This is a genomic window from Pseudomonas sp. HN2 (genome assembly GCF_020736465.1).
Lineage (GTDB): Bacteria > Pseudomonadota > Gammaproteobacteria > Pseudomonadales > Pseudomonadaceae > Aquipseudomonas > Aquipseudomonas moraviensis_A.
Genome location: NZ_CP085885.1, coordinates 3,865,994 through 3,885,518, shown reverse-complemented (window position 1 = coordinate 3,885,518; position 19,525 = coordinate 3,865,994). Strand labels below are relative to the sequence as shown.

Annotated in this window: 17 protein-coding genes; 7 read left to right on the top strand and 10 right to left on the bottom strand. The window is 61.5% G+C overall.

The window, feature by feature from the left end:
- Nucleotides 1-200: 200 nt before the first annotated feature.
- Entirely contained in the window at nt 201-1,241 is a 1,041-nt protein-coding gene (locus LIS66_RS16945) for an AraC family transcriptional regulator (protein WP_227972633.1), read from the bottom strand.
- A gap of 3 nt (nt 1,242-1,244) precedes the next feature.
- The gene (locus LIS66_RS16940; RefSeq protein WP_042609170.1) at nt 1,245-2,375 is read right to left on the bottom strand and encodes a nitrilase-related carbon-nitrogen hydrolase; all 1,131 of its coding nucleotides are present in this window, start codon (nt 2,373-2,375) and stop codon (nt 1,245-1,247) included.
- A gap of 207 nt (nt 2,376-2,582) precedes the next feature.
- Between LIS66_RS16940 and LIS66_RS16935 the strand changes: the two genes are divergently transcribed.
- From LIS66_RS16935 to LIS66_RS16920, 3 genes are all read left to right on the top strand, one after another.
- Entirely contained in the window at nt 2,583-4,622 is a 2,040-nt protein-coding gene (locus tag LIS66_RS16935) for an NADPH-dependent 2,4-dienoyl-CoA reductase (RefSeq protein WP_227972632.1), read from the top strand.
- A 125-nt stretch (nt 4,623-4,747) separates the two neighbouring features.
- A complete protein-coding gene (locus tag LIS66_RS16930) occupies nt 4,748-5,674 on the top strand; it encodes a 1-aminocyclopropane-1-carboxylate deaminase/D-cysteine desulfhydrase (RefSeq protein ID WP_227972631.1) in 927 nt (308 codons plus the stop codon).
- A 668-nt stretch (nt 5,675-6,342) separates the two neighbouring features.
- A complete protein-coding gene (locus LIS66_RS16920) occupies nt 6,343-6,684 on the top strand; it encodes a hypothetical protein (RefSeq protein WP_064363662.1) in 342 nt (113 codons plus the stop codon).
- Between the two features lie 90 nt (nt 6,685-6,774).
- Here LIS66_RS16920 and phnX read toward each other — a convergent pair whose 3' ends face one another.
- Both phnX and LIS66_RS16910 read right to left on the bottom strand, forming a co-directional pair.
- Nucleotides 6,775-7,602, bottom strand: coding sequence for a phosphonoacetaldehyde hydrolase (gene phnX / locus LIS66_RS16915; RefSeq protein WP_042609174.1), 828 nt, complete (start codon nt 7,600-7,602; stop codon nt 6,775-6,777).
- 143 nt (nt 7,603-7,745) lie between these two features.
- Nucleotides 7,746-8,855, bottom strand: coding sequence for a 2-aminoethylphosphonate--pyruvate transaminase (locus LIS66_RS16910; protein ID WP_227972630.1), 1,110 nt, complete (start codon nt 8,853-8,855; stop codon nt 7,746-7,748).
- Between the two features lie 111 nt (nt 8,856-8,966).
- Between LIS66_RS16910 and LIS66_RS16905 the strand changes: the two genes are divergently transcribed.
- Entirely contained in the window at nt 8,967-9,827 is an 861-nt protein-coding gene (locus LIS66_RS16905) for a LysR substrate-binding domain-containing protein (protein ID WP_227972629.1), read from the top strand.
- Nucleotides 9,828-9,929: 102 nt separating this feature from the next.
- On the opposite strand, the gene LIS66_RS16900 is transcribed toward LIS66_RS16905, so the two are convergent.
- The gene (locus tag LIS66_RS16900; protein ID WP_227972628.1) at nt 9,930-11,324 is read right to left on the bottom strand and encodes a type VI secretion system Vgr family protein; all 1,395 of its coding nucleotides are present in this window, start codon (nt 11,322-11,324) and stop codon (nt 9,930-9,932) included.
- Nucleotides 11,325-11,545: 221 nt separating this feature from the next.
- Here LIS66_RS16900 and LIS66_RS16895 point away from each other — a divergent pair, with 221 nt between their 5' ends.
- Nucleotides 11,546-12,250, top strand: a complete 705-nt coding sequence (locus LIS66_RS16895; protein ID WP_016775324.1) for a YebC/PmpR family DNA-binding transcriptional regulator — start codon at nt 11,546-11,548, stop codon at nt 12,248-12,250.
- A gap of 126 nt (nt 12,251-12,376) precedes the next feature.
- Here the strand turns inward: LIS66_RS16895 and LIS66_RS16890 are convergent, their stop codons facing one another.
- The 4 genes from LIS66_RS16890 to LIS66_RS16875 form a co-directional block, all read right to left on the bottom strand.
- Nucleotides 12,377-13,690 carry a leucine-rich repeat-containing protein kinase family protein gene (locus LIS66_RS16890; protein ID WP_227972627.1) on the bottom strand — a complete coding sequence of 438 codons (1,314 nt, stop codon included), beginning with the start codon at nt 13,688-13,690 and terminating at the stop codon, nt 12,377-12,379.
- Between the two features lie 214 nt (nt 13,691-13,904).
- Complete coding sequence (zapE, locus tag LIS66_RS16885) at nt 13,905-15,035, bottom strand: cell division protein ZapE (protein ID WP_227972626.1); 1,131 nt, start codon at nt 15,033-15,035, stop codon at nt 13,905-13,907.
- A gap of 204 nt (nt 15,036-15,239) precedes the next feature.
- Entirely contained in the window at nt 15,240-15,995 is a 756-nt protein-coding gene (locus LIS66_RS16880) for an anti-sigma factor family protein (protein WP_064363655.1), read from the bottom strand.
- The gene (locus tag LIS66_RS16875) at nt 15,992-16,498 is read right to left on the bottom strand and encodes an RNA polymerase sigma factor (protein ID WP_016775320.1); all 507 of its coding nucleotides are present in this window, start codon (nt 16,496-16,498) and stop codon (nt 15,992-15,994) included. Before LIS66_RS16875 ends, LIS66_RS16880 begins: the two co-directional genes overlap by 4 nt.
- 156 nt (nt 16,499-16,654) lie before the next feature.
- Between LIS66_RS16875 and LIS66_RS16870 the strand changes: the two genes are divergently transcribed.
- Both LIS66_RS16870 and LIS66_RS16865 read left to right on the top strand, forming a co-directional pair.
- The gene (locus tag LIS66_RS16870; protein ID WP_042609181.1) at nt 16,655-17,761 is read left to right on the top strand and encodes a catalase family peroxidase; all 1,107 of its coding nucleotides are present in this window, start codon (nt 16,655-16,657) and stop codon (nt 17,759-17,761) included.
- Nucleotides 17,758-18,303 (top strand): cytochrome b, encoded by a 546-nt coding sequence (locus LIS66_RS16865; protein WP_042609182.1) that lies wholly within the window; start codon nt 17,758-17,760, stop codon nt 18,301-18,303. The genes LIS66_RS16870 and LIS66_RS16865 overlap by 4 nt, the downstream gene beginning before the upstream one ends.
- 55 nt (nt 18,304-18,358) lie before the next feature.
- On the opposite strand, the gene LIS66_RS16860 is transcribed toward LIS66_RS16865, so the two are convergent.
- A complete protein-coding gene (locus tag LIS66_RS16860; protein WP_123419220.1) occupies nt 18,359-19,510 on the bottom strand; it encodes a M14-type cytosolic carboxypeptidase in 1,152 nt (383 codons plus the stop codon).
- Nucleotides 19,511-19,525 lie beyond the last annotated feature (15 nt).

Here is a 19,525-nt window from a genome sequence, read left to right as displayed (position 1 = left end):
TTATTCATGAAGGTCGCGTTTCACTTTTCCTTCACACGGGCACTTTATGCTCGGGGCACAGGTCGATTGATCAGCCATTTTCACCGCGAGCGGTTTGGGGGATTTATACGATGGATGAGTATCAGGAAGAACTGCTCGAATACCAGGCCTTTGAACTGGATCAACCAGAGCCGGCTGACGATGCAACGGAGCTCTGAGCTTCAAGCTCCCGAGCGATAATTGCGTCGGGATTCGCCGGGCGTCTGGCCGCTCCAGCGTTTGAATGCGCGCTGGAAAGCTTCGGCTGAGGCGAAGCCCAGCAGGTAGGCGATTTCGCCGAACGCCAGTTCGGTGTCGCGGATATAGGTCATCGCCAGGTCGCGGCGTGTGTCGTTGAGGATTGCGCGGAACTGCGTGCCTTCTTCGGCAAGCTTGCGGCGCAGGGTCCAGGTGGGCAGTTTCAGGCGTGCGGCGACTTCTTCAAGATCCGGTTCGCGGCCGCCATTGAGCAGGGGGCCGAGCAATTGGGTGATGCGCTCGCGCAGGCTGCGGGTGCGGGTCAATTGCTCCAGTTCCCGCTCACACAGTTGCAGTAGATGTCGCCAGGTGCTCGGACAATGCTCGGGGTTGCGCAGGGCGAGGCTGCCCAAGCTCAGGCGCAATTGATTGCGTTCGGCGCTGAACTGGATCGGGCAGTCGCCGAGCACGGTGTACGCGTCGCGGTAGTCCGGCGCTTCGAACTCGATTTCGATCCTTTCGGCGCGCAACAATTGGCCGCAAAGCCCCGACAATTGGTGCAGCCAGCCGGCGAGGATCGAATCGACCACGAAGCGGTTATAGGCGTTGTACGGGCTGATCGAGTAGAAACGCAACCAGGCGCCATTGGCGTCTTCATGGAAACTGGATTGCCCGCGGTAATTGGAACCGTAAAGCGGTTCAAAGCGGGTCAGGCAGCGGGCCGCTTCGCGTACGGTGGGCGCCTGCGCGGCGGTGATGCCGGCCAGACCTGCCTGATTCAAGCGAATCATCCGGCCCATGCGCAGGCCCAGGGCCGGGTCGCCCGTCAGCTGGATGGCGGCATGGCCAAGGCGCATGTAGCGCGGGATTGATAAACGCGCTCCTGCCTCGGCCAGTCGCGCAGCATCGAGGCCGTATTGCTCCAATAACGGCAGCGGGTCGGCGTCGTGGCTGCGCACGGCATCAGCCAGGCTGTGCACGAAGCCTACCGACAGATCCCCGAGACGCATCGGCTGCGGCTTCATGATTTACAGCCAGACGTTCAGCAAACGCGCGCCACGGGTTTCGCTATCGGCGAACTGCTGTCCGTTGCTGCTGAGAAAGCTCCTGCCGGTGCTCGGCTTGTCCCAGAACTGCCCGCGCATGAACACACTGACGCCGGCAATCGCGCGGCTGCTCGGCGGTTGTGCGGTGAGGGTCAGTCGATGCCAGGCCTGGCCTTCACTGAGGTCGCCGGGCTTGAGGCTGACCGACCCTGGCGTGCTCGAACCTTTGTAGCCCCGCCACGGTTTGTCCCAGGCACCCTGGCCAATGACCTGCGCTGGTACGGCCACCAGTTGCGCGCCTTGTTCATCGAGGGTGCGGTAGTTGGCGGGATACCAGCTGTCACTGCCGATCAGGATGCCCAAGCGTCCGGCCGGTGTGTCGACGACCTGGATGGCGTGTTTGTCCTCGGCCTTGATCACGCCTTGCTGATCGAAGATCGGGTGCATCTGCCGTTGCGGCTGGCCCAGCGGCACGCCGTCGCGGCCGAAGACCACGCTGCTGTTGAACAGGGCGCCGCTACCGGGCTTGAGCTGACCGTCGCGAATGCTTGGCTCCGGCAGCACGATGGAGCCGGCCACCAGTGTGACCTGAAACTCCTTGGCCAGGCCCCCGAACAGCGCCTGATAATCCTTGGCCATGGCCTTCGATTTCATCCGCAGGTGCGCGTCGTCCAGACGTTGCTCGCCCTTTGCACTCAGCCAGGCGCGGGCGAACAGCAACGGATTGCTCGCCGCCAGCCAGTTCATCGCCTCAGCCAGGGTCGGCGCCTGGTACAGCTCGTCTTTCTCGCCGCTGATCATCAGCCAGGTGCCGACATGCTCGGGCAAGACCACCACGGTTTTCTCATTGAGCAAGCCTTGATCGCGGGCTTGCTGAAGATAAGCCGCGAGCTTGCGGTGCAGGCGTGCGGAGCTTTGATAATCGGTGGGAAACAGTTCGGGCTGAATGCCCAGGAGGTTGCCGCGATCGGCGGGTGTGCCCTGATCGACAGCAAGCTTGATGCGCAGATCCGACAGGTAATGCCCCGCCGGCCGGTCCGCCGCCCACATGGCGTAGGTGGTCAAAGCGGCAACGAGGGCCATGGAGAAAAACAGATACAGAAGTTTGCGCATGAAAACCAACAACAGCCGGGTACAGAGTGTGGCGCCTAGGTTAGGGCCCATGGCCCGGATTGCCAAGGGGCCCTGCGCATTTGGATCAATAACTTGTCAGTTACGGTCATTGAGTGACAGCGGTGCGCCTCTTAGTCTGTCGAACATGACTGACGGGGGACGCAGAGCTCCCGCAATTTTCCGTGATCGCTCGTTGTGGAGTTACCGATGACCGCCGCTCATTACCCGCATCTGCTGGCCCCGCTGGACCTGGGATTCACCACGCTGCGCAACCGCACCCTGATGGGCTCGATGCACACTGGCCTGGAAGAAAAACCGGGTGGCTTCGAACGCATGGCGGCGTACTTCGCTGAACGTGCCCGGGGCGGCGTAGGCCTGATGGTCACGGGCGGCATCGGCCCGAATGATGAAGGCGGCGTGTACTCTGGCGCGGCGAAACTGACCAGCGAAGAAGAGGCGCTCAAGCACCGCATCGTCACCCGCGCCGTGCATGAGGCCGGCGGCAAGATCTGCATGCAGATTCTCCACGCCGGCCGTTATGCCTACAGCCCGAAGCAGGTAGCGCCGAGCGCGATCCAGGCGCCGATCAACCCGTTCAAGCCCAAAGAGCTGGACGAGGAGGGCATCGAGAAGCAGATCAGCGATTTCGTCACCTGTTCGGTGCTGGCGCAGTCCGCCGAATACGACGGCGTCGAGATAATGGGGTCGGAAGGTTATTTCATTAACCAGTTCCTCGCCGCCCACACCAACCACCGCACCGATCGCTGGGGTGGCAGCTACGAAAACCGCATGCGCCTGCCGGTGGAAATCGTCCGCCGTGTGCGCGAAGCGGTGGGACCGAACTTCATCATTATTTTCCGTCTGTCGATGCTCGATCTGGTCGAGGGCGGCAGCACCTGGGACGAGATCGTCACCCTGGCCAAAGCCATTGAGCAGGCCGGTGCGACCATCATCAACACTGGCATCGGCTGGCACGAAGCGCGGATTCCGACCATCGCCACCAAAGTCCCGCGCGCGGCATTCAGCAAAGTCACGGCCAAGTTGCGCGGCTCGGTGAGCATTCCGCTGATCACCACCAACCGCATCAATACCCCGGAAATCGCCGAGCAGATTCTTGCCGAAGGCGATGCCGATATGGTCTCGATGGCGCGGCCGTTCCTCGCCGACCCGGAGTTCGTCAACAAGGCTGCCGAAGGCCGCGCCGACGAAATCAACACCTGCATCGGCTGCAACCAGGCGTGCCTGGACCACACCTTTGGCGGCAAGCTCACCAGTTGCCTGGTCAACCCGCGCGCCTGCCACGAGACCGAACTCAATTACCTGCCGGTGCAGCAGATCAAGAAAATCGCCGTGGTCGGTGCCGGGCCTGCCGGGTTGTCCGCCGCCACCGTGGCCGCCGAGCGCGGTCATCAGGTAACGCTGTTCGATTCGGCCAGTGAGATCGGTGGCCAGTTCAACATCGCCAAGCGCGTGCCGGGCAAGGAAGAGTTTTTCGAGACCCTGCGCTATTTCAAGCGCAAGTTGCAGACCACGAATGTCGAGGTGTGCCTGAACACCCGCGTCGACGTGACGAAACTGGTTGAAGGTGGCTACGACGAAATCATTCTCGCCACCGGTATTGCCCCGCGCGTGCCAGCGATTCCGGGTGTCGAGAACGCCAAGGTACTGAGTTATCTGGACGTAATCCTCGAGCGCAAGCCGGTCGGCAAGCGGGTCGCGGTGATCGGTGCGGGCGGGATCGGTTTTGACGTGTCGGAATTCCTCGTCCATCAAGGCGTGGCCACCAGTCTTGATCGCGCGGCATTCTGGAAAGAGTGGGGCATCGACACGCAACTGCAAGCCCGTGGTGGTGTGGCGGGGATCAAAGCGGCACCCCATGCGCCGGCCCGTGAGGTGTTCCTGTTGCAACGCAAGAAAACCAAGGTCGGCGACGGTCTGGGCAAAACCACTGGCTGGATTCATCGCACCGGTCTGAAGAACAAACAGGTACAGATGCTCAACAGCGTTGAGTACCTGAGCATCGATGACCAGGGCTTGCATATCCGCATCGGCGAAACCGGCGAGCCGCAATTGCTGGCGGTGGACAACATCGTGATCTGCGCCGGGCAGGATCCGTTGCGTGAGTTGCACGATGGCCTGGTCGAAGCCGGACAGAATGTGCACTTGATCGGTGGCGCGGATGTGGCGGCGGAGCTGGATGCCAAGCGGGCGATCAATCAGGGTTCGCGCCTGGCCGCTGAGCTGTAAACACATTTTGTAGGAGTTGCCGCAGGCTGCGATCTGTTGATCTTGTGTTCGAAAGCAAGATCAAGAGATCGCAGCCTGCGGCAGCTCCTACTAATATGTCGTCTTTTCCAGATTGTGCTGTACCCATGCTTCTGCCTCCCGCCAATTGGCTACCCCAAGCTCCCCTCGAACCCCTCCATCTGGACTGGCTGGCAAGCGCCGGCATCGAAGTCGCGATCCTGCGCCTCGATCAGATCGACCCGCTGATCAGTGGCAACAAGTGGTTCAAACTCGCCGAACACCTCAAAGCCGCCGAGCGCGCCGGTGCCGACGGCATCATCAGCCTCGGCGGTGCGCATTCCAATCACCTGCACGCGCTGGCGGCGGCGGGCAGGCGGCTGGGATTCAAAACTGTAGGGCTGCTGCGTGGGCACCCGCAGGACACGCCGACGGTGGAGGATCTGCAAGCGTTCGGCATGCAGTTGCACTGGCTGGGTTACGCCGGCTACCGCGCCCGGCACGAGCCGGGATTCTGGACGCCCTGGCAGACTCAGTATCCAACGTTGCAGGCGGTGCCCGAGGGCGGTGGCGGACTGGCCGGTGCCTTGGGGTGCGCGGCGATCAGGCAGCAGGTCGATGAACAATTGCCCAGGCTGGGATGGAATGATTTCGACGCCTGGTGGCTGGCCTGTGGCACGGGCACGACGCTGGCCGGGCTGGCAATCGTCGAGAAAGGCAAGCGCTCAGTGTACGGCGCGCTGGCGGTGCCGGATGATCACGGCGTGGCGCCGAATATCGAATCGATTCTTGCGCACGCCAACGGGCCTGCGGCGGACTATCGGCTGATCGATGCCAGCCGTGGCGGCTTCGCCAAGGTTGATGAGGCGTTGCTGAACTTCATCGAACAGACCGAGCAGGCGACCGGCATTCCCTTGGAACCGCTGTACACCGGCAAGGCCGTGCTGGCGCTCAAGCGGCATGTCGAATCGGGCGGATTCGCCGCCGGTACTCGTCTGATTTTCGTCCACACCGGTGGCCTGCAAGGGCGGCGCGGGATTGCCGCGACGCCGTGAAGCTCAGCCGCGCTTGGGCATTCTTTGCAGCAAGGTGTTATTGCGCACCACCTCATCGAACACCGTCCTTACGCTACTCAGTTAACTGTGAATCCGCCGGAATATTTATGCCTGCAAGGTGAGATGTTTTGCAGCCAGGATAACTGCTTACTGCCCGGTTTTAATTTGCCAGTTAGTTGGAAGTAACCTGTTATATGTTTTTATATCTGGCGTAACTTTATGTTGTTTATATCTTGTGTTTTGTTTTGGTTTGAATAGTTGGTTTTGGTTGATTATTGTCTGGTCGAGTCTTTAGTTGATTGTTAAAGATTTAATGTCTATTTTTTAATTTGAGTATGAATATGAAAAGTCCGACCCCGAAGCCTCGCCCCTCTACCACTGCGCCAAAACCAGTCGTACCGACCAGGCCGGTTGTGCCAGCCAAACCACCGGCACCGAGCAAACCTGCGCCAACCAAACCGGTAGCACCGAGCAAGCCTGCACCAACCAAACCAGTTGCACCGAGCAAGCCTGTGCCCACCAAACCGGTTGCACCGAGCAAACCTGTAGCGCCACCCAAACCTGCGCCAACTAAACCGGTCGCACCGACCAGGCCCGTAGCGCCACCCAAGCCAGTGGCAACCAAGCCAGTAGCGCCGACCACGCCCGTCGACAACAAGCGGCCGCCAATGCCATGGCCGACCATCAATGTTAATGTTGATCCGGTGGCCCTGATAACGCTGATTCAAACTATCGGCGCGACCGTCAATGCTGATGGTTCCACCACACTATCGGATGGTAGCGTGGTGGATGTCGATAACACATCCATCAAACGTCCCGACGGCATCATTCAATATGAGGACGGCCGTGTAGAGTATCCGGACGGGCGTATCGTCTGGCCGGATAACACTGTTGAATATCCTGATGGCCGTATTGTCTGGGAAGATGGAACTGAACAGTTGCCGGACGGTAGTGTTAAACATCCCGATGGCCTTGCATACGACGCAGAAAGCAATCTGGTGTCGGCGTAAGTAATTACCTGGCACTGGCCTGATTCCAGGACCGCGCAAAAAAAAACACCGCTGATCGTTATTGATCAGCGGTGTTCTGGTTTTTCAGCGTCAGGCGTTTTGAGGCATCTCACCATTGGCCAGACGCTTGTTGATGTCGGCAATCACTTGCGGCAAATCACTGATGGTGTCGATCATGTAATGCGGGCGCGAGCTTTCGAACAGTGCATGAATGCGCGTGCGTTCGCTGGTCAGTTCGTCGCTACCCAGCGCGCGGAAAGCCTCGTAGTCCAGACCCAGCGCGTTGCCCGAGCAAATCAGCGCAACCGTCCACATGCCGGCCCGGCGACCTTCGAGAATGCCCGGCACGGTGTCGTCGATCTTCACGCAGGCTGCCACATCGTCGATGCCCAGGGCGATCACGTTGGCCAACGCTTGCGCCGGCCATGGGCGACCGTTTGGTACTTCGTCGGTGGCGACGACGTGGTCGGCGACATAGCCGTTGCTGGCGGCCAGTTCGACGACTTTATCCATGACCGCTTTCGGGTAGCCGGAGCAGGAACCGATCCTGATCCCTTGCTCGCGCAGTTGGGCGATGGTGTCCAGCGCGCCGGGAATCAGTGCCGAGTGCTCGGCGATCTTCTCGATCTGCAGCGGCATGAAGCGGTTGTAGATGGCGGTGACGTCGTCATCGGTCGGCGTGCGGCCGAACACCTTGCGATAACGCTCGGCCACCTGCGGCTGGTCGCACAGGGTGCGGATGTGGTCCCACTTGCCCATGCCCATTGGCCCGCGGGCTTCTTCGATCGACACCCGCACGTCGAACTCGGCGAAGGCTTCGACGAAAATCTGCGTCGGCGCAAACGAGCCGAAATCGACCACGGTGCCGGCCCAGTCGAGAATCGCGGCTTGCAGGCTGGTTGGATTAGTGTAGTTCATGGCAATCAATTCCTGATTTGGCAATACGATTCAAATGCAGGAGGGAGCCTGCTCGCGATAGCGGTTGATCATTCAACATCTTCGTCGACTGACAGGGCCTCATCGCGAGCAGGCTCACTCCCACAGGGGATTTGTGGTGGGATTTAAATGTCGAGCACTTCCATCTCCCGCAGCACTTCAGCCACGGCTGCCACCGCTTGGCGCATGTCGTCCGGGGTGACGTGGCCGATGCAGCCGACGCGGAAGGTGTCGACCTGGGTCAGCTTGCCGGGGTAGAGGATGTAACCCTTGGCCTTGACCCGTTCGTAGAAGTCCTTGAAGCGATAACGCGCGTCCTGCGGCGCATGGAAAGTGACGATGATCGGCGCCTGAATTGCTGCTGGCAGAAAGCTGCGCAAACCGATTTTGTTCATTTCTGCCATCAGCGCCTGGCAGTTGGCTGCATAGCGCGCATGCCGCGCCGGCAGGCCGCCTTCTTCGCTGTATTGCAACAAGGCTTCGTGCAGCGCGGCGACCACGTGGGTCGGCGGGGTGAAGCGCCATTGGCCGGTTTTCATCATGTAGACGTGCTGGTCGGACAGGTCCATCGCCAGCGAGTGCGAGTTGCCAGCGGCGGCGGCCAGAGATTCCTTGCGGGCAATGACAAAGCCCATCCCCGGTACGCCTTCCAGGCATTTGCCAGAGGCGGCGATCAGTGCATCGAACGGCACTTTCTGCGCATCCACGGGCAACGCGCCGAAGGAACTCATGGCGTCGATGATCAGACGTTTGCCGTGTCGCGCAACGACCTCAGCGATTTCCGCCAGCGGATTGAGAATGCCGGTACTGGTTTCGCAGTGAATCAGCGCTACGTGAGTGATGTTGGCGTCGGCGCGCAGCAGTCGGTCGACGTCGGCGGCGTTGGTCGGTTCGTCTTCGGCGGTTTCGAAGGTGCTGAACGAGCGGCCGAGCACTTCGCAGATCTTCGCCAGACGCTTGCCGTAGGCGCCGTTGATCAGCACCAGTACTTGTCCATCGCGCGGCACCAGCGTGCCGATCGCCGCTTCGACGGCAAACGTGCCGCTGCCCTGTAACGGCACGCAATGATGACTGGCGGCGCCGTTGAGTATGCCCAGCAATTGCTCGCAGAGGCTGGCGGTCAACTGGTTGAAGCGATCATCCCACGAACCCCACTCGACCATCATGGCCTGACGGGTGCGGGCCGAAGTGGTCAACGGCCCGGGAGTGAGAAGAATCGGTGCGGCGGTGCTCATTCGTGTGTCCTCGGGAATACGCTGGGATGAAGTTATGGGGCGTACGTTGCAATTCGCCGCTTCATCAATCAAATTGTTTGTTGTTATGCCAGCCATCAGTGAGAGTTATTCATGAACCTGTTCCAGCTGCGCGCCTTCGATGCAGTGGCCCGCGAAGGCAGCTTCACCCGCGCTGCTGCGCGGTTGTTCATCAGCCAGCCGGCAGTTACCGGACACATCAAGGCGCTGGAGGAGCACTACCAGATCACCTTGTTGCGGCGCACCGCGCGACGGGTGGAGCTGACCGAGGAGGGCACCAGACTGGCAGCGATCACCCGGGCCATGTTTGGCCTGGCAGAAGAAGCGCAGACACTGCTCGAAGCCAATCGGCAGCTGCTGACGGGGCGTCTGGAGGTGGCGGCGGACGGGCCGCACCTGGTCATGCCGATGTTGGCGAGCCTGCGCGCGCGCTACCCGGGGATCACCGTGAACCTGCGTCTGGGCAATGCCCAGGAAACCCTGGCGGCGCTGTTGTCGGAGCACGCCGACGTTGCAGTGCTGACCGAGGTCGAGCCGCGCAAAGGCCTGCATCTGCAAGCACTGAGCGAGTCACGGATCTGCGCGCTGTTGCCGGCAGCGCATCAATGGGCAGCCCGCGCGGGGGAAGTGAAACTCAAGGAGCTGGATCAGGTGATCATGGTTTTGCGCGAGCCGAGTTCGATCACCCGCCGCACGTTCGATCAGGCGTGTGCGCAGGCGTCGATCAATCCCCGAGTGTTGCTGGAATTGGACAGTCGCGAGGCGGTGACCGAGGCGGTCGCGGCGCAGTTGGGTGTCGGTGTGGTGTCATCGGTGGAGGTCAGCCACGACCCGCGCGTGGTGGCGATTCCCATTGCCGGGGAAGGGCTGGTCAATCGACACCTGCTTGGCTGCATGGAGCGACGACGCGCGTTGCGCTTGATCCAGGCCTTTTTTGATCTGGCGCCCGACTGAAGCCGAGGTGACTCCTGCGCGAGCAGGCTTGCTCCCACATGAGTTCTGCGTTTGGCGCAATGAATGTGGGAGCTGCCGACGGCCGCGATCTTTGACTTTGCTCTAGTGTTCGGCGCGGTTGATCAGCCAGTCGAGCAGCAGGCTGTCACGCGCGGGCTCTGACTCCCGGGCCGGTGGCTGGCGGGCGTGACCGAGGCACAGGATCGGTCGGTCCGGATCGCTGTCGAGAAAGCTGACCCACACTTCGCTGCCGGCACCTGGCAGTTCATCGACGGCGACGGGGCCGTTCAGCCGGCTCATGGCGATCGGCAGCCAGAGGGCGTCACTGTCATTGCCGGGCTGATGGTCTGCGGGCCACAAGGTCACGGCGAGACAGCCGTTTTCGTCCACTTGCGCAGGCTGCCCCGGCGCGCCCGCCACCCGCGCCACGTGATAACCGGCCACATTCGGACGCGGCTGTTTGAGTGGCGGACGAAAATCGTTCGACCAGGGTTGAGCGGTAAAGTCGTTGTGATAGCGATGAGTGTTTGGCGCCGGATCAAGGATCGACGGGTGTTGCCCATGGTGACGTACGGCACTGATCAGCCACTGTTCATTGAAATGACTGATCGGGTGATCTGCGACCAGCAGCAAACGGCCACTGAGCAGAGAGCAGCAATCACTGCGCCCGTGAATGGAGCGCAGTTGGCAGCGTTGTCGCTGCAGATGACGACGACTGCGTTGTTCGGCGTGCAGGCGCTCCAGTGAGCGTGCTGGCACCGGCAGCGGCGGGGAAACTTCGTTCGCCGCTTCGCCGTTGCAGGCTGGCTGGCCGCGATTGCGCACCGCATGCAGCATCGGCACCGGTGCCGCACGATGCTGTTGGTAGAGAACGCTTACGCAGGGCGATGGCGGTTGGTCTTCGGCATTGAAGGGGATTTCGACCGGTTCCTGCGGCAGGCTCAGGCTGTCGTCGGCGAACACCACGACGTGTCCGTCCGGCCCGTGTTCGAAGTGATAGTGGATGCCTTCTTCTTCGCAGAGCCGTTGCAGCAGCGCCAGATCAGTTTCTTCGTACTGAATGCAAAACGCCCGGGCCGGGTAGTGGCCCACGGTCATTTCCATGCGGTAGCTGTGCGCTGGCAGGGCATGTTCTTCGAGCAGTTGTTGAATGATCTGCGGCGCACTGAGGTGGGTAAACACGCGTCGTTGCTGCGCTTGCGCCAGTTGTTGCAGATACGGCACCAGAATCAGCCGATACCCGACGCGATGCGTGCCGCGATGCTCGCAACTGGCACTGGAGATTGTGCCGTGGAAGCCCTGCTGTTCACTCAGCCGCAAAAAGGCTGGCCTGTGCAGGAAGGATCCCGGAGCGATGGCCGGGGCCAGGCCGAGCAGTTCGATGTCGAAACGGTAGGGCTGGTTCAGCGCTTCCTCGCCGCGAAAACGCACCACCGGCAGGCGCAATCCACTGTCGGTCAGGGTAAGGGTGAACGGACTTTCCTTGTCATTGAGCATTCGAGCAAGCCCTGTCAGGCGATACGGGGAATCAAGGGTACGAAACCGTCGGGCTGAATGGTCATGTCAAAGGCGCTTTTCAGAATTCCCCTACACGCTTTGGTGAAGATGTCGATTCCGTCAGCGGTTTTTTTGGTCGATTGCCGACTTTAGGCCGTATAAACTTGCCGCCACGCGTCGGCCAATAGATGTCTCGGCGCCACAGATCAAGAGAGTGAGTAATGGGCGCACAGTGGAAGGTTAAACACAAAGAAGCGGCAGCCAACGCCAAAGGAAAAATCTTCGGCAAACTGGTGAAGGAAATCACCATTGCTGCGCGCAACGGCGCCGATACCGCCACCAACGCACACCTGCGTCTGGTGGTCGAACAGGCGAAGAAAGCCTCGATGCCAAAAGAAACCCTCGATCGCGCGATCAAGAAAGGCGCCGGTCTGTTGGGTGAAACCGTGCAATACCATCGCGTCACCTACGAAGGCTTTGCCCCGCATCAGGTGCCGCTGATCGTTGAATGCGTAACCGACAACATCAACCGCACCGTCGCGGAAATCCGCGTGGCGTTCCGCAAGGGCCAGTTGGGCGCTTCCGGTTCGGTGGCATGGATGTTCAACCACGTCGGCATGATCGAAGCCGCACCGGACAGCCCCGACGCCGATCCGGAAATGGCTGCGATTGAAGCCGGCGCCCAGGATTTCGAGCCGGGTGAAGAGGGCGCGACGCTGTTCCTCACCGACCCGACTGATCTTGATGCCGTGCAGAAAGCCCTGCCGGAACAAGGCTTCACTGTGCTGTCGGCCAAGCTCGGCTACCAGCCGAAGAACCCGGTCAGCGGCTTGAGCGACGAGCAGATGGCTGAAGTCGAAGCGTTCCTTGAAGGCCTCGACAACCATGATGATGTGCAGGACATGTTTGTCGGCCTGGCTGGCTGATCTGCTGCTGTATTGATCTGTGGCGAGGGAGCTCGCTCCCGCTCGGCTGCGCTGCAGTCGTCGCTTTTTCGGGACGGCTTCGCCATCCAGCGGGAGCAAGCTCCCTCGCCACAGTGTTCGTCTCCGTCAGTGATCTTGCAGAAGTTCTATCACTTCGCTGAATGCCGGGCGTCCCAAGACATCCGCCTGACAGCAGCGCCGCTCCAGCGCTTCCAATGCCAAGCGCCGCTCTGTACTCAACCCCGAGTCGACACGCTCCAGCAGCTCCCCGAGCAACACGCCGAACGCGCGCACTTCCAGCCGCTGCAGCGCGCGTGTCTGTGCGTCATCGGTGGTGGCATGAAACGACGCCGCGCCAAAATCCCCCAGCAGACAATCGCCCTGAGTGTTCAACAGAATGTTGTGACCGTAGAGGTCGCCGTGGGTGATGCCTTGTCGATGCAGATGCTCCGCCGCCGAAGCGATGCCCTTGGCGATGCGCAGGGCCACGTCGGCCGAGAACCGGCAATCTTCGGCATAGACGTCCCGAGAGCATGAGGCCAGGCTCGGCAAACCCGCCAGATTGCGGAAACTCGGATCAATCAACTGCATCACCAATCCCTGCTGCTGATCGGGATGGCCGCTGATGCGTCCTTCGACGCGGATCAGGTTCGGGTGCAAGCCTGCGGTGATGCAGGCATTCATCTCGTGCAACGGCGAGCCGTCGCTGGTCATCTCGCCTTTGTACAACTTCACCGCGACCGCCTGCGTCGTGCCATCGTCGCGCTGCCAGATCGCCCGGGAAATCACCCCGGAAGCGCCTTCGCCCAGTTGTTGCTCAAGGCGCAGCGCCGACCAGTCGATTGGCGGCGTGGCCTCAAGGGCAGCGGCATCGGCTTCGGTTTCCAGCGGATTGCCGGCGTAGGCCAGCCAGGTCAGGCTCGGCAAGGTCAGCAGCCACTGTGGCAGCTCGTCGAGTTGGTTGGCGGCAATGCGGATCAATTCCAGCCGATGGCAGTGACGCAGGGATTCCGGCAGCGATTGCAGGCGATTGCCGGCGAGCATCAGTTTCTGCAGGGCGGGCCGTTCACCGAGTTCGCTCGGCAGGCTTGCGATGCGGTTATCGGTGAGGATCAGCCAGCGCAGCTGCGGCGGCAGGGCGGCACCGGGGACATCGACGATGCGATTGGCCTTGAAGCCGACCATCGTCAGCGCCGCGCACTGGCCGAGGCAGGTCGGCAGTTCGCTGAACTGGTTGTCGGAGCAGAACAGTACGCGCAGGCGTGTCAGGCGGTGCAGGTCGTCGGGCAGGGTGCTCAAGGCATTGCCGCTGAGGTTGAGCACTTCCAGCGTGTCGGCCAGTTGGAAAATTTCCCGGGGGAATTCGGTGAGTCCGCAAGACAGATCGAGGCGGGTAATGCCAGACAGCTCGCCGGCGCGCAGTTGAGCAAGAGTATGCATGTTTGGTTTCGCTATTGATCGGTGGAGCGACGCGGGGGCGCTGAGGATGGGCGACATGATAGCGGTAAAGCGGATGTTGAACGGGGCAGGATGCTGGAATCACACCCGGTCATTGTAGGAGTGAGCCTGCTCGCGAAGACGGGTTGTCAGTCACATCATCAGCATCTGAAAGAGCGCTATCGCGAGCAGGCTCACTCCTACAGGGGGCCGGGTGTCAGCCAGATTCGTGGATTTCCTGTAATTGCCCCAATCGGCTGCGTGTGCGCGCCAGGTCGATGGCGTGACCTTCCAGGCTCTGGCCCAGCGGCAGTTGGCCGAGCAGGGTCAGGTGTTTGTCCTGATCGTAAAGCACGTCGATCAGATTGATGAAGCGCTGTTGCACGGCGATCGGACAGTCCCCGAGCAGTGGCAGGTCATCGATGATCCACTGGTCGAAACGCTGGCAGAGCTGCAGATAATCCATGACTGCCGTCGGTTGTTCGCACAGGTCATTGAAGGTGAAAGCGACGCGCCGGCCCTCGCACAATCGCGCCTGAAGCTGGCGCTTGGCGACCTCGAGCGCTATGGCAGGCGCATCGGCTGGCGGCAGGCTCAAGGCCTGGCGCTGCTCTGACGTCGCCGGCCACACGTAATGCCCCTGGGTGAACACCTGATGCGTGTGCTGGCGGTTGAGCGTGCGGTAATCGTGGGCGCCGCCGACTTCCATCACCTGCATGCGCGTGTTGATCAGCTCGATCACCGGTTTGAAGCGTGCGTGATGGAGCGGGTTGGGCAGCAGGCCCTCCGGCGCATAGTTGGACGTGACCAACAGCATGATCCGCCGTTTGAACAGCGCCTTGAACAGGCGCGTGATGAGCATCGCATCGCCGATGTCATGCACGTGAAACTCGTCGAAACACAGCGCCTGACAATCTTCCAGCAGCTCGTCCAGGGTGATTTCCAGCGCGTCCTCCTGCTGGCGATGACGGAACATGCCGTCATGCAGTCGGGCGAAGAACTGATGGAAATGCAGGCGGCGTTTACGGGTGATCGGCAGTGCCTGGAAGAAGCCGTCGAGCAGCCAGCTCTTGCCGCGCCCGACCGCGCCGTACAGATACAGACTGGGTGGTGTGAGTCCGCTGTCGCCCAACAGCACGCTGGCCTGTTGCGCCATGCAATCAATGACGTGCTGCTGACTGCGGCTGAGGGTGTAGCCCTGACTGTGGGCCTTGTCGCGAAAGTAATCGCGGATGATCGCGGCATTGGCATCGTGCCCGGCGCTGGCGGGCAGGCCTTTGCCGAACAGGCGGCGCAGCAACGGCCAGCGTTGGCTCAGTCGTGATCGTTTCGGCGTTCTTGCGGGCACGCGGCACAGGCTCCTGGTTGATTGGCCGGCTCCACCGGGAGCGCGGTGGTCCAAGTGTAACCAGACCTCCAGCGTTGGCTCCATGAAATATGTGCACGGTCCCTTGTAGGAGTGAGCCTGCTCGCGATAGCGGTGTGTCAGCCAAAGGCGATGTGACAGACAAACCGCTATCGCGAGCAGGCTCACTCCTACAGGGGGCGGATTTCAGAGCGGTGGTGATTGCTTGAGCAATTGCGCCGCCGGCGAGTCCGTCGGGCTGACCACTGCATAGTTGTAGCCGGGCCCCGACCAGTAATCGGCCTGCAGATCGCCATCGCTGCGCGAACCGCGCGGCAGCAGAGTGTTTTTCGGCCCCGGCGGACGCAGGTAGAAACTCACCTTGTGGCCGCTGCCATCCTCATACATCACCATCGCCGCCGGGCCCTCATCGGTGCTGAGCAAGCGCCCGCTGACCGGCTCGAACCCGGCCGCCCTGAGATCGGGCAAGCGCCCGGCGCCGCTGAAGTAACGGTCGAGCCAACGCTGCATGTCGCCGCCGCTGTCGACCTTGTAATCGGCGGGCAGCACGCCTTGCTGGGCAATCAGGCGGTAGGCTTGCAACGCGTCGGTCATCGGCAATTGCGCAGGGCGCACCAGGGTCATTTCCCGTGCCTGCCAGCCACTGAAACCGCCAATGCTCACGGCAATCAGCAACACCGCTGCGCGGGCCAGATGACCACGTGACTGCTCGCGGCGACGCTGGCGAATCATCGTCGGATCCAACGCCGGATTACTCGGCTGCTGCAGCGCACCACTGAGCGCCGCGCGCAACTGCTGGGCATCGCGTTGCCAGGCACGAACCTGCGCCGCTTCTTCAGGGTGGCTGGCCAGCCATGTTTCCAGCATGCGCCGGTCGGCGTCGCTGAGCTGGTGATCGACGTAGGCGTGCAAGTCACGCTCATTGGGAGGGAGGCTGATCATTTGAGTATCCGCAGGGAAGGGCTGCTGATTTCGCCGTCGCTGAGTTGGCGCAAGGCCTGGCGGGCGCGGGACAGGCGCGACATCACGGTGCCGATCGGGGCGCCGAGGATCTCGGCGACCTCTTTATAGGACAGGCCCTCCACCGACACCATCAGCAGCAGGGCGCGTTGTTCGGTGGGCAGGCGTTCGAAGGCTTGCAGGGTGGATTGGGCGATCACCGTGCGTTCCACCGACGGCTCGGCATCGTCGCGACCAGTGAAAAATTCGAGCATCCGCGCATAGCGCCGCGAGCGACGGTGGGCATCGAGAAATTGCCGATAGAGGATCGCAAACAGCCAGGCGCGCAAGTCGCCTTCGGCGCGTTTTTCGCCCCACGCCGACAGCGCCCGCTCGAGGCTGGCCTGGACCAGATCGTCAGCGCTGCTGCTGTTGCGCGTCAACGACACGGCGAAGCGGCGCAATCTGGGAATGATTTCTCTCAACTGTTCGTCGAATTCGCTCATGAATTTCTGCTGGTCGCTACGCTGTGGACTAGGAAGACGCCCGTCAGCGCAGGTTATTCCCCGTGCGCAAAAATAAATACGGCGCCGTGGAATAAACCCTGGCGGGGTGCGTCTTGCTGACTCTTTCCACTTGTGGCCGATGGCCTGGAGATATTCATGGTTGATCGCTCATCCCCCAACGCTGCACCGCCCGGCAGGCCGCCGCGCCAGCCACTGAGCGCTGCGAGCCTGGTTTTCCGTCTGGGCGGCATTGCCGTGATTGTCGCCGCCGTGGCCGGGGCGTTTGCCTACGTGCACGGCAACCTTGACCCACAGCGCCTGACGCCAAAGGCGTTGGTCGATGTGCTGGAAAAGAACAACGGCGTGCATCCCGGTTTTCGTCGCAATCACGCCAAAGGTGTCTGCGTGATTGGCCATTTCGAGAGCAGCGGTGAGGCGCGGGCGTACTCCACTGCGCAGGTGTTCAACCTGCCGCAGACGCCGGTGGTCGGGCGCTTTGCCTTGCCCGCCGGCAATCCCTATGCGCCGGACAGCGCCGTGCCGATCCGCAGCCTGGCGCTGCGTTTCACTCAGGCGGACGGCCAGCAGTGGCGCACCGGCATGAACAGCATGCCGGTGTTCCCGATCGGCACCCCCGAGGCGTTCTATCAATTGCAGCAAGCGCAGTCGCCGGATCCGGCCACCGGCAAACCCGACCCGACCAAGGTACCGGCGTTCTTCGCCGCACATCCGGAAGCCGTGCCGTTCTTGACTTGGGTGAAGACCGCCAAGCCCTCGGCCAGCTACGCCACCGAAACCTATAACAGCATCAATGCGTTCTATCTGGTCGATGGCAACGGCAAGAAACAGGCAGTGCGCTGGAGCATGACGCCGCTGGCGCAGGACGCGGCGGGGGCCACGGCCCCTGAAGGCGCGGATTTTCTCGAGAAGGATCTGGTGCAACGCCTGGCAGCAGCACCCTTGCGCTTCCAGCTGAACATCACCTTGGCCAACGCTGACGACCCGGTCAACGATGCCAGCAAGTCCTGGCCCACAGATCGCAAAGTGCTGAACGCCGGGACTTTGGTGCTGGAGAAAACCCAGCCGCAGCTGAGTGGCGAGTGCCGCGATATCAACTACGACCCGCTGGTGCTGCCAGCCGGGATTCAAGGCTCGGAAGACCCATTGCTCGCCGCGCGCTCGGCCGGTTACGCCGATTCCTACCTGCGTCGCACCAGCGAAGTCAGCCAATTGCCCGCCGCCAGACAGGAGGCTCGCCCATGAGCAAGCACCCGACTCATTTCGTATTGCTGGCGCGTTTGCTCCATTGGCTGATGGCGCTGATGATCATCGCCATGCTGTTTATCGGCGCGGGCATGGTCACTTCGGTGTCGTCTCGCCATGAATGGCTGATTCATCTGCACAAGCCGCTGGGCATCGCGATTCTGGCGCTGGTGATTGTGCGCCTGGTGGTGCGCTTCACCACACGTCAACCGCCGTTGCCGGATGATCTGCCGGGCTGGCAGGTGCTGGCAGCCAGGGCTTCCCACGTCTTGCTGTACGCGTTGATGCTGGTGCTGCCGCTGCTCGGCTGGGCGATGATCAGTGCATCGGGCGAGCCAGTGATGCTCACGGCGTCGCTGCATCTGCCGTCGATTGTGCCGGCGGATGCGCAACTGTTCGCGCTGTTGCGCAAGTCCCATGGCTATCTGGCGTATCTGCTGTTTCTGACGGTGCTGCTGCACTTGGCGGCGGCGCTGTTTCATGGCTGGGTGCGTCGTGACGAAGTGCTCGACAGCATGTTGCACGGGCGCGATCGCGGCTGAGTCAGGAACAAAAGATCGCAGGCGGGCTGCGATCTTTTGTTCCTGACGCCGGGGATCAGCGCAGGATATCGACCATGTCGGCGAGAGTGGTCAGCACGTCCTTGCCCAATTGCTTCGAACGCTTGCCCGACCAGCCGGTGATCTTGTCCGGGTGGTCGTCGTGGTCCTTGAACGGCATCTCCAGAGTCTGCGACAGGCAGTCATATTTCTGTCCGACGCTGTTGCAGGCCAATGTCATGTTGGCCTGGCCCGGTTCGTCGCGGGTGTAGCCGTAGGTGGTCTGGAAGTCTTTGGTGGTGTGCTTCAAATGGCTGCGGAAATGCTCTTCCAGCTTTTCGATGCGCGGCGTAAAGCCAGGGTTGCCTTCGCAGCCCGCGGTGAAGACGTGGGGGATGGTTTCGTCGCCGTGTACGTCGATAAACGCATCGACGCCGTACTTTTCCATCTGCTGCTGAACGAATAGCACTTCCGGGCTGATGTCCTGACTGGCGTTCTGCCAGGCGCGATTCAAATCCTGGCCCATGGCGTTGGTGCGCAGGTGCCCGTGGAAGGCGCCGTCCGGGTTCATGTTCGGCACCAGATACAGATCGGCGCCGGCCAGCAGTTTGTTCAATACCGGATCGTCCTGTCGTTCCAGACGCTCGATCACGCCTTCCATGAACCATTCAGCCATATGTTCGCCCGGATGCTGCTGGGCGATGATCCAGATCTTGCGCTGGCCGTCGGCGCCGCTGCCCTTGCGCAGCAGCTGAATGTCGCGGCCTTCGACGCTTTTGCCGGTCGCCAGCAATTCGGTGCCAGCCTTGCTCAGCGCCTGCTCGATCAACCAATCGTGGCGGCCGCGGCTGTAGGGTTCGAAGTAGGCGAACCAGGCGTGGGTCTGTTCGGCTTCGAGGCAGAAGCGCAGGCTGTCGCCTTCGAAGCTGGTGGGAATGCGGAACCAGTTGACGTGATCATACGACGCCACCGCTTGATAGCCCGGCCAGCCTTTGCTGTAGGTCGATTGGCTGGCGTTGACCAGGCGAAACCAGTGTTCCTGATGAACGTGCAGGCCGCTGGCCTTGAAGTGGAACCACTGGAAATGAGGGCTGCGGGTGTCCGGGCGGATCGCCAGAACCGGATTGAGAGGGTTGCTGATGTCGATGACTTGGATGTTGCCGCTGTCAAAATTGGCGCTGATGTCGAACGAAGATTTGGCCACGGTCATAGTCGCTTCCTGAGC

Excerpts from the sequence above, each read along its gene's own strand:
- LIS66_RS16945 (WP_227972633.1), bottom strand. The coding sequence starts at position 1,241 with ATGAAGCCGCAGCCGATGCGTCTCGGGGATCTGTCGGTAGGCTTCGTG.
- LIS66_RS16940 (WP_042609170.1), bottom strand. The coding sequence starts at position 2,375 with ATGCGCAAACTTCTGTATCTGTTTTTCTCCATGGCCCTCGTTGCCGCT.
- LIS66_RS16935 (WP_227972632.1), top strand. The coding sequence starts at position 2,583 with ATGACCGCCGCTCATTACCCGCATCTGCTGGCCCCGCTGGACCTGGGA.
- LIS66_RS16930 (WP_227972631.1), top strand. The coding sequence starts at position 4,748 with ATGCTTCTGCCTCCCGCCAATTGGCTACCCCAAGCTCCCCTCGAACCC.
- LIS66_RS16920 (WP_064363662.1), top strand. The coding sequence starts at position 6,343 with ATGCCATGGCCGACCATCAATGTTAATGTTGATCCGGTGGCCCTGATA.
- phnX (WP_042609174.1), bottom strand. The coding sequence starts at position 7,602 with ATGAACTACACTAATCCAACCAGCCTGCAAGCCGCGATTCTCGACTGG.
- LIS66_RS16910 (WP_227972630.1), bottom strand. The coding sequence starts at position 8,855 with ATGAGCACCGCCGCACCGATTCTTCTCACTCCCGGGCCGTTGACCACT.
- LIS66_RS16905 (WP_227972629.1), top strand. The coding sequence starts at position 8,967 with ATGAACCTGTTCCAGCTGCGCGCCTTCGATGCAGTGGCCCGCGAAGGC.
- LIS66_RS16900 (WP_227972628.1), bottom strand. The coding sequence starts at position 11,324 with ATGCTCAATGACAAGGAAAGTCCGTTCACCCTTACCCTGACCGACAGT.
- LIS66_RS16895 (WP_016775324.1), top strand. The coding sequence starts at position 11,546 with ATGGGCGCACAGTGGAAGGTTAAACACAAAGAAGCGGCAGCCAACGCC.
- LIS66_RS16890 (WP_227972627.1), bottom strand. The coding sequence starts at position 13,690 with ATGCATACTCTTGCTCAACTGCGCGCCGGCGAGCTGTCTGGCATTACC.
- LIS66_RS16880 (WP_064363655.1), bottom strand. The coding sequence starts at position 15,995 with ATGATCAGCCTCCCTCCCAATGAGCGTGACTTGCACGCCTACGTCGAT.
- LIS66_RS16875 (WP_016775320.1), bottom strand. The coding sequence starts at position 16,498 with ATGAGCGAATTCGACGAACAGTTGAGAGAAATCATTCCCAGATTGCGC.
- LIS66_RS16870 (WP_042609181.1), top strand. The coding sequence starts at position 16,655 with ATGGTTGATCGCTCATCCCCCAACGCTGCACCGCCCGGCAGGCCGCCG.
- LIS66_RS16865 (WP_042609182.1), top strand. The coding sequence starts at position 17,758 with ATGAGCAAGCACCCGACTCATTTCGTATTGCTGGCGCGTTTGCTCCAT.
- LIS66_RS16860 (WP_123419220.1), bottom strand. The coding sequence starts at position 19,510 with ATGACCGTGGCCAAATCTTCGTTCGACATCAGCGCCAATTTTGACAGC.